This window comes from Pseudomonas agronomica (assembly GCF_025917275.1).
Classification (GTDB): Bacteria; Pseudomonadota; Gammaproteobacteria; order Pseudomonadales; family Pseudomonadaceae; genus Aquipseudomonas; species Aquipseudomonas agronomica.
The window spans coordinates 1-3,706 of sequence record NZ_JAOSHO010000483.1 but is presented as its reverse complement, the minus strand read 5'-3'; the positions used below and the strand labels follow the sequence as shown (position 1 = coordinate 3,706).

The 3,706-nt window shown below is 61.4% G+C and carries 3 protein-coding genes; all 3 read left to right on the top strand.

Annotated features, from left to right (window positions below; genetic code table 11):
* Window positions 1-587 (top strand): two-component system response regulator CreB (creB, locus tag OC610_RS23095; RefSeq protein ID WP_264431110.1); only part of this gene is annotated, 587 nt, incomplete at its 5' end.
* A complete protein-coding gene (gene creC / locus OC610_RS23090; protein WP_264431109.1) occupies window positions 587-2,005 on the top strand; it encodes a two-component system sensor histidine kinase CreC in 1,419 nt (472 codons plus the stop codon). The genes creB and creC, both read left to right, overlap by 1 nt.
* Window positions 2,006-2,217: 212 nt before the next feature.
* Complete coding sequence (gene creD / locus OC610_RS23085) at window positions 2,218-3,591, top strand: cell envelope integrity protein CreD (RefSeq protein WP_264431107.1); 1,374 nt, start codon at window positions 2,218-2,220, stop codon at window positions 3,589-3,591.
* The last annotated feature ends 115 nt before the right edge of the window (window positions 3,592-3,706 follow it).

Below are 3,706 nucleotides of genomic sequence, written 5' to 3'. Positions count from 1 at the left end.
GCCTTGGCGCCGCCGCCCTCGAGCACCAGAAGAACACCCCGGCGGACCTGATCATCCTCGATGTGGGCCTGCCGGATATCAGTGGATTCGAGACGTGTAAGAATCTCAGGCGTTTCAGCGACGTTCCGGTCATCTTTCTTACCGCTCGGGATGGCGAGATAGACCGGGTCGTGGGCCTGGAAATCGGTGCCGACGACTACGTGGTCAAGCCTTTCAGCCCCCGGGAAGTGGCCGCCAGGGTCCGCGCGATCCTCAAGCGAGTGGCGCCGCGACCGGTCGCCGAGGCGGGGGCCGCGTTGTTCCAGGTCGATCATGATCGCGTGCAGATCAGCTATCGCGGCAAACCGCTGAACCTGACTCGCCACGAATTTCGCCTGTTGAATTGCCTGCTGGATCAGCCCGAACGGGTGTTCAGCCGCGAACAACTGCTCGATGCGCTCGGCGTGGCCAGCGACGCCGGTTACGAGCGCAGTATCGACAGTCACATCAAGAGCCTGCGCGCCAAGTTGCGCCTGGTCAGGGCCGAAGCCGAGCCGATCCAGACCCACCGGGGTCTAGGCTACAGCTACAGCCCGGGGCACAGCTGATGTCCCTGGGAATCCGCATTTTCCTGGTCTACGTGCTGTTTATCGGCTTGACCGGGTATTTCGTACTCAACACGGTGATGGAAGAGATCCGCCCTGGTGTGCGCCAGTCCACCGAAGAAACCCTGGTGGACACGGCCAACCTGATGGCCGAAATCCTGCGGGACGATTTCAAGGCCGGGACCCTCGGCCAGAATCGCTGGCCGCAGTTGCTCAAGTCCTACGGAGATCGGCAGCCGGCGGCGACGATCTGGGGCCTGCCCAAGAATCAGGTCAGCCATCGTATCTACGTCACCGATGCCAAGGGAATCGTGGTGCTGGACTCCAGCGGCGTGGCGGTGGGCCAGGATTATTCGCGCTGGAACGACGTCTACCTGACCCTGCGCGGCCACTACGGCGCCCGCTCGACCCGCAGCGATCCGGATGACCCGGCATCTTCGGTGATGCACGTCGGGGCGCCGATCCGTGACAACGGTCAGATCATCGGCGTGGTCACGGTCGCCAAGCCCAACAGCTCGCTGCAGCCTTATATCGACCGTACGGAGCGGCGCTTGCTGGCCTATGGCGCGGGGTTGGTCGTGCTGGGCCTGTTGCTGGGGGCCCTGTTGTCGTGGTGGCTCAGCGCGGCGTTGCGTCGCTTGACCGCATATGCCCAGGCGATCAGCCAGGGCCGTCGGGTGGAAGTGCCGCATTATCGCGGTGGTGAATTCGAACAACTGGCCGGCGCTGTCGAACACATGCGCACGCAACTCGAAGGCAAGGCGTACGTCGAGCGCTACGTTCATACGCTGACCCATGAGCTCAAGAGCCCACTGGCCGCGATCCGCGGCGCCGCCGAGTTGCTGCAGAGCGACATGCCCGCCGCCCAGCACCAGCGGTTTGTCAGCAACATCGACAGCGAAAGCGTGCGCATGCAGCAATTGATCGAGCGCCTGCTTAACCTGGCCCAGGTCGAGCAGCGCCAGGGGCTGGAAGAAGAAGTCCCGGTGCCGCTGGCGGCGTTGATGGATGAATTGTTGGAAGCGCGTGGTGGCTGGATCGAAAGTCGCCAGTTGATGATCGAACAGCGCATCGCCGCCGACCTGACGCTGACCGGAGAACCGTTCCTGTTGCGCCAGGCCTTGGGCAACCTGTTGGAAAACGCCTTGGACTTCACGCCCGCCGAGGGACTGCTGCGCATCAGCGCCGAGCGCACCGGCAACCGCGTCGAGTTGCGCCTGTTCAACCAGGCCGAGCCGATTCCCGACTATGCCTTGCCACGCCTGAGCGAGCGCTTTTATTCACTGCCGCGCCCAGGCACCGGGCGCAAGAGCACGGGTCTTGGGCTGAACTTCGTCGAGGAAGTGGTGCAATTGCATGGCGGTGAGTTCAGCATCGGCAATGTCGAGGGCGGGGTGGAAGTGGTGCTGCGGTTGCCTTGAAACCACCGCTCTTTGCGATGGATGTAGGAGCTGCCGAGCGAAGCGAGGCTGCGATCTTTCCACTGTCAGTTGAATCCAGGGTGAAAGATCAAAGATCGCAGGCTTCGCCAGCTCCTACAGACTCACGTCTCCACACAATTTCCACATTCGCCCCATAAAACCCCCACAGTGCCGCGCCAGACTCTCCCCCATTCGAACAGGGAGAGCCTCACATGAACCGCAGTCTCGCTATAAAACTGGGCATGATCGCCCTCTTGATCCTCTTGCTGATGATCCCGCTGTTGATGATCAACGGCCTTATCGACGAGCGCCAGGAATTGCGCGATGGGGTGTTGCAGGACATCGCCCGCAGTTCCAGCTACAGCCAGCAATTGGTCGGGCCGATGATCGTCGTGCCGTTTCGCAGGGATGTAAAAGTCTGGAACACCAACGAAAAGACCGGCGTGCGTTTCCTGGAAACCGTCCAACGAAGTGGCGAGTTGTACTTCTTGCCGGAGCAATTCGAACTCGACGGTCAGATCCGCACCGAAACCCGCGCCCGGGGCATCTACGAGGCGCGTCTGTTTCATGCCGACAACCGGATCGATGGCCGCTTCAAGGTGCCGGAGCACTATGGTGTCGCCCCCAAGGATTTCGCCGATTACCGCTTCGATGAACCGTACCTGAGCGTTGGCATCAGCGACATTCGCGGTATCGAGAATGCGCTGACCCTGACGCTGAACCAGAAGACTGTTGATTTCCTGCCTGGCTCGCGCCTCAGCTGGTTGGGGCAGGGTGTGCACGTGCCGTTGCCGATGATCACTGCCCAGGGCAGCCCCGAGCTGACTTTCGGCTTCGACCTGCGCTTGCAAGGCACTGGCGACCTACAGATTCTTCCGGTGGGCAAGACCACCAAAGTGCACCTGTCCGCCGACTGGCCGCACCCCAGCTTCATCGGCAACTACTTGCCGGTCAATCGCGAGATCAACGAGCAGGGTTTCAATGCCGATTGGCAGACGTCGTTTTTCTCCACCAACCTCTTGGAGACGCTGCAAGCCTGCGTGCCCACCGATGGCTGTGAAGCGTTCCGCAGTCGTGCGTTCGGCGTGAGTTTCGTCGATCCGGTGGACCAGTACCTCAAGAGCGATCGAGCGATCAAATATGCGCTGCTGTTCATCGCGCTGACCTTCGCCGGGTTCTTTCTCTTCGAAGTGCTCAAGAGCCTCGCGGTGCACCCGGTCCAATATGCGTTGGTGGGCGTGGCCCTGGCGTTCTTCTACCTGTTGCTGTTGTCGCTGTCGGAACACATCGGCTTCACCTTGGCGTACCTGGTGTCGGCCAGTGCCTGCGTGGTGTTGATCGGATTCTACGTCTGTCATGTGCTGCGTAGCGTGGGCCACGGCCTGGGCTTTTCGGCGGGATTGGCGGGGCTGTATGGCTTGCTTTATGGCTTGTTGAGCGCTGAAGACTACGCGTTGCTGATGGGCTCGCTGTTGCTGTTCAGCCTGCTGGGCGTGTTCATGGTGCTGACCCGCAAGCTGGACTGGTACGGGGTGGGCGCGAAACCTGCGGCGGCGATGAGCTTCGATCTGGGAGAGGTGAAATGAGCCGGTCGTTGGGGTTGCGGGAGGATCAGCGAGAGGGAGAAAAGTTGGTGATGCTGATTACTGGGTTGTTTCCTCTGGATCCGGTGCGCTGCCATCGCGAGCAAGCTCGCTCCCA